Below are 4052 nucleotides of genomic sequence, written 5' to 3'. Positions count from 1 at the left end.
CGAGCCGTATCTGCACACCTGGCTCGCCCACCAGGAGCGCGACGACTACTGGCGGCACGGCAGCGTCTGCGAGGACTACGGCGCGATCGAGGCCGCCGTGCTCGCGGTCGGCGGCTGGGCCGACCCGTACCGGGACACCGTGCTGCGCCTGCTGGAGCACCTCGACGCGCCCGTACGCGGGCTGATCGGCCCCTGGTCGCACCAGTACCCGGACCGGGGGCTGCCCCCGGGCCCGGCGATCGGCTTCCTCCAGGAGACCCTGCGCTGGTGGGACCACTGGCTCAAGGACGAGCCGACCGGTGTGCTGGACGAGCCAATCCTCCGCGCCTGGATCAACGACCCCGTACCGCCCGCCACCTCATACGAGACGATGCCGGGCCGCTGGGTCGGCGAGGATTCCTGGCCGTCGCCGTCCGTCGGCTGGGACGAACGCCCCCTCGGCGGCCCGGCCGACGAGCCGGTGATCGTGCGCTCGCCGCTGCACACCGGGCTGGACGCCGGACGCTTCTTCCCCTTCGGCAACGCCACCGATCTGCCGCCCGACCAGCGCGAGGAGGACGGCCGTTCGGTCTACTTCGACTCGGCGCCGCTGCGAGCGCGGGTGGAGATCCTGGGCCGCCCCCGAGTACGGCTGCGGCTGGACAGCGCCACCCCGCGCGCCCATGTCATCGCCCGGGTCTGCGATGTGGCACCCGACGGCTCCTCCACCCTGGTCACCCGTGGGGTGCTCAACCTGATGTCCCGGCACGGCCGGGACAAGGCCGTGGAGTGGGAGCCGGGGCGTGAAGAGGACGTCGAGTTTGAGCTGAACGCCACGGGGTACGCCTTCCCGCCCGGCCACCGCGTCAGGGTCGCCGTCTCCGACGCGTACTGGCCGTGGGTCTGGCCGCACGGCGAGCGCGGCGGGCTGACGGTCGTGCCGGGGGAGAGCGCGCTGCTGCTGCCGGTACGGGACCCGGGCGCCGACGCGGGCCGCCCGCCGATCACCTTCGAGGAGCCCGAACAGGCCCCGCCGCTTCCCGTGACCGTCGATCCGCCTGCCGATCCCCGCCCCGAACGCACCGTCACCCATGACGTCGCCACGGGGGAGTACGTGCTGGAGGTGGACCCCAACTACGGCGGCTCCCGCACCTATCCGGACGGGCTGCGCTACGAGGAGAGCGCCCGCGAGACCTACCGCATCCGCTCCGGCGATCCGCTGTCGGCCGTGGCAAGCTCTCGGTGGACCATCCGGCTGCGGCGCGGGGACTGGGACGCGGAGGTCGTCACCGCCATGGAACTGCGGGCCACGGCGGAGGAATTCATCATGGACAGCAGCATCGAGGCACGGGCGAACGGAGAGACAGTGGCCACGCGCGCATGGCACCGCACCACACCGAGGACGTCCGCGTGACGTCCCGTTCCGAACGCCGCCCACCGCGCCGCGCCGTCGCCGCCTCCGCCCGCACCCGGCAGCCCACCGAGGTGCGCCGCCGGCTCATCGTGGAGGCCGCGGTGCCGCTCATCGCCGAGCGCGGCACCAAGGCCGTTGGGGTGCGCGAGGTGGCGGCCGCGGCCGGGGTATCGGTCGGCACGGTCACGTACCACTTCGAAAGCGTGCAGGAAGTCCTCTCCGAGGCGATGGTGCTGCACATAGAGCGCTACTACGCCGCGCTGAGCGACGCCGCCGGGCAGGCCACCAGCGGGGCGGAGGGGCTGCGGCTGCTCATCGACGCGCTCTTCACGGAGGACACGGACCGGCACTGGCGGATGTGGTTCGACTACTGGAACGCGGGTGAACGGGACCAGACCTTCGCCCGTGGCCAGGCGGAGCGGTACGAGAGCTGGCACGGCGAGATCCGGGCCCTGGTGGAACGGGGCCGGGCCGAGGGCGACTTCCACTGCGACGACCCGGCCGACTTCGCCCTCCGCTTCTCCGCCCTGTCCGACGGCCTCGCCCTGCGCCGCCTCCGCCAGGTCCCGGCCCTGAGCGTGGCCGACGCCCGCCGCCACCTGCGGCGCTTCGTGGAGGCGGAGCTGCGGGGCTGAGGCCGGGGCGCCATCCGGGCCATGGGGTGCTGCCAGGGCGTGTTTCGAAAGTCCCGCCTGCCCCGCGACGCCTGGCACGCACGCTCGCCGCGTTGTCGGGATCGTCCGAGTAGGCCCGCCCCCGGACTCCGTCCGGGAGGTACCCCCGCGAGGACGACCCTCCGCCTTGCGATCGCACGCACCAGACGCCGCGGGGCCCGCCCTCCGGGCGGACGGCGCCACTTTCGACACACGCCCTAGGTGTCGCTCGAGGCCGCCGACGATTCCGCGTCGAGGCCGCTGAGGAACGCGGTGAGGACGCGGCGCAGGCGGGGTTCCACCTCGACGATCGCGTGGCCGAGGCGGGGGTCGGTCTCGTAGAGCTCCCGTAGGCGCGGGCCGGGGGTGGCCATCTGCCACAGCGCCCCGGCCAGGCTGGTCGCCGTGGCGACGAGGTCGACGGTCTGGAGCTCGGTCAGCCCGAGCAGCCGGCGCAGCTCGTCGCCGATCAGCTCGATCTCCTCGAGCGTCACCAGTTTGAAGTCGCGCACCGAGTCGATCGACACATTGCGTTCGAGGTTCATGGGCGCCTGGGCCAGCAGGTCGCAGAACACCGGCCGGGCCGCCAGCGTGGCGGCGACGACCTCGGCGACCTCCGGGGCCGTGGCGTGCGTCCGGCGTTCCAGCTCGCCGCGCAGCTCGGCGGACCACTGCCGCCAGCCCTCCGCGGTGAGCCTGAGGAAGATCTGCTCCCGCGTCTCGAAGTAGCGCAGCAGGGCCGACTTGTGCATCCCCACGGCCCCGGCGATGTCGGTGAGGGTGACGTCCCGGATCCCGCGCTCGCGGGCGAGGGCACGGGCCGCGTCCAAGATCGCCTCTTCCCGCGCCTGCTTGGCCTGGGCACTGCGCGCACGTTGGAAGGCAGGCGTAGTCATGCCGGACATCATAGGAACCCTTAAGAGAACGCTGTTGCGTAAATAAGAGAACGGTGTTGTACTAACGGTATGAGTTCACAGGTTATGGGTTCACAGGTCTGGTTCATCACCGGTTCGTCGCGCGGTCTCGGCCGCGCCCTGGTCACCGCCGCCCTCGAAGCCGGTGACCGCGTCGTGGCCACCGCCCGGCGCCCCGAGGCGCTCGCGGAGGCGTTCAAGGAGTACGGCGACCGCATCCACCCCCTCGCACTGGACGTCACGCGCCCCGAGGCGGCGCGCGAGGCCGTCGAGGCGGCGCTCGCCCGCTTCGGGCGCGTCGACGTGCTCGTGAACAACGCGGGATACGCGAATGTGTCGCCCATCGAGACCTCGGACGACGAGGACTTCCGCGCCCAGTTCGAGACGAACTTCTGGGGCGTCTACCACGTCACCAAGGCCGCGCTCCCCGTCCTGCGGCAGCAGGGAGCCGGCACCGTCGTGCAGATCTCCTCGATCGGCGGGCGGGTCGGCGGATCGCCGGGCATCGCCTCCTACCAGGCGGCCAAGTTCGCGGTGGACGGCTTCAGCCGGGTCCTCGCCGCGGAGACCGCGCCGCTCGGCGTGCGCGTCATGGTCGTCGAGCCGAGCGGCTTCGCCACCGACTGGGCCGGTTCCTCCATGACGGTCCACCCGATCCCCGACGCCTATGACGCGACTGTCGGGGAGATGAATCGGCGGGTGCGGCAGAGCACGGACGGTGCGGCCGGGGACCCTCGGCGCGCCGCCGAGATCATCGTGCGGACCGTCCATCGCGGCGAGGTCCCGAGCCATCTCCCGCTGGGCGTGAACGCGGCGACCATGGCGCGGGACTACTCCCAGCGCCAGCTCGCCGAGGCGACCGCCTGGGAGAAGGTCAGCCGCTCGGCGGACTTCGGCGAGCCGTACCCGATGGACCTCCCGGCCGAGGGTGCGGCCGCCTAGCTAGTGACCTGAGTCGGAAGTTCTTCGTCAGATGGGCGGCCATCAACCGGATGTCGGGCGGTCGCCAGGTCCGACCCGGCCTGCTGAAGTCCGGCCTCCGGCACGTCAGCCAGCTCGCGAGAACTACCCGAAAATCTCCGACTCAGGTCA

Annotated in this window: 4 protein-coding genes; 3 read left to right on the top strand and 1 reads right to left on the bottom strand. The window is 72.2% G+C overall.

Going from position 1 to position 4052, the window contains the following annotated elements; genetic code table 11:
* Both GWI24_RS41540 and GWI24_RS41535 read left to right on the top strand, forming a co-directional pair.
* Positions 1–1393 (top strand): CocE/NonD family hydrolase (locus GWI24_RS41540; RefSeq protein WP_210951198.1); only part of this gene is annotated, 1393 nt, incomplete at its 5' end.
* On the top strand, positions 1390–2028 hold the full coding sequence (locus GWI24_RS41535; protein WP_308344267.1) for a TetR family transcriptional regulator C-terminal domain-containing protein: 639 nt from the start codon (positions 1390–1392) through the stop codon (positions 2026–2028). The genes GWI24_RS41540 and GWI24_RS41535, both read left to right, overlap by 4 nt.
* Positions 2029–2264: 236 nt before the next feature.
* Here the strand turns inward: GWI24_RS41535 and GWI24_RS41530 are convergent, their stop codons facing one another.
* Positions 2265–2942: a TetR/AcrR family transcriptional regulator gene (locus GWI24_RS41530; RefSeq protein WP_210951196.1), complete on the bottom strand. Its 678-nt coding sequence runs from the start codon at positions 2940–2942 to the stop codon at positions 2265–2267.
* Between the two features lie 84 nt (positions 2943–3026).
* Here GWI24_RS41530 and GWI24_RS41525 point away from each other — a divergent pair, with 84 nt between their 5' ends.
* Complete coding sequence (locus tag GWI24_RS41525; RefSeq protein WP_374103405.1) at positions 3027–3902, top strand: SDR family NAD(P)-dependent oxidoreductase; 876 nt, start codon at positions 3027–3029, stop codon at positions 3900–3902.
* Positions 3903–4052 lie beyond the last annotated feature (150 nt).

Source organism: Streptomyces sp. MK37H (assembly GCF_018035285.1).
In the GTDB taxonomy this organism is placed as follows: Bacteria; Actinomycetota; Actinomycetes; order Streptomycetales; family Streptomycetaceae; genus Streptomyces; species Streptomyces endocoffeicus.
The sequence above is the reverse complement of the archived record's forward strand: the minus strand, read 5'-3'. Positions and strand labels throughout refer to the sequence as shown.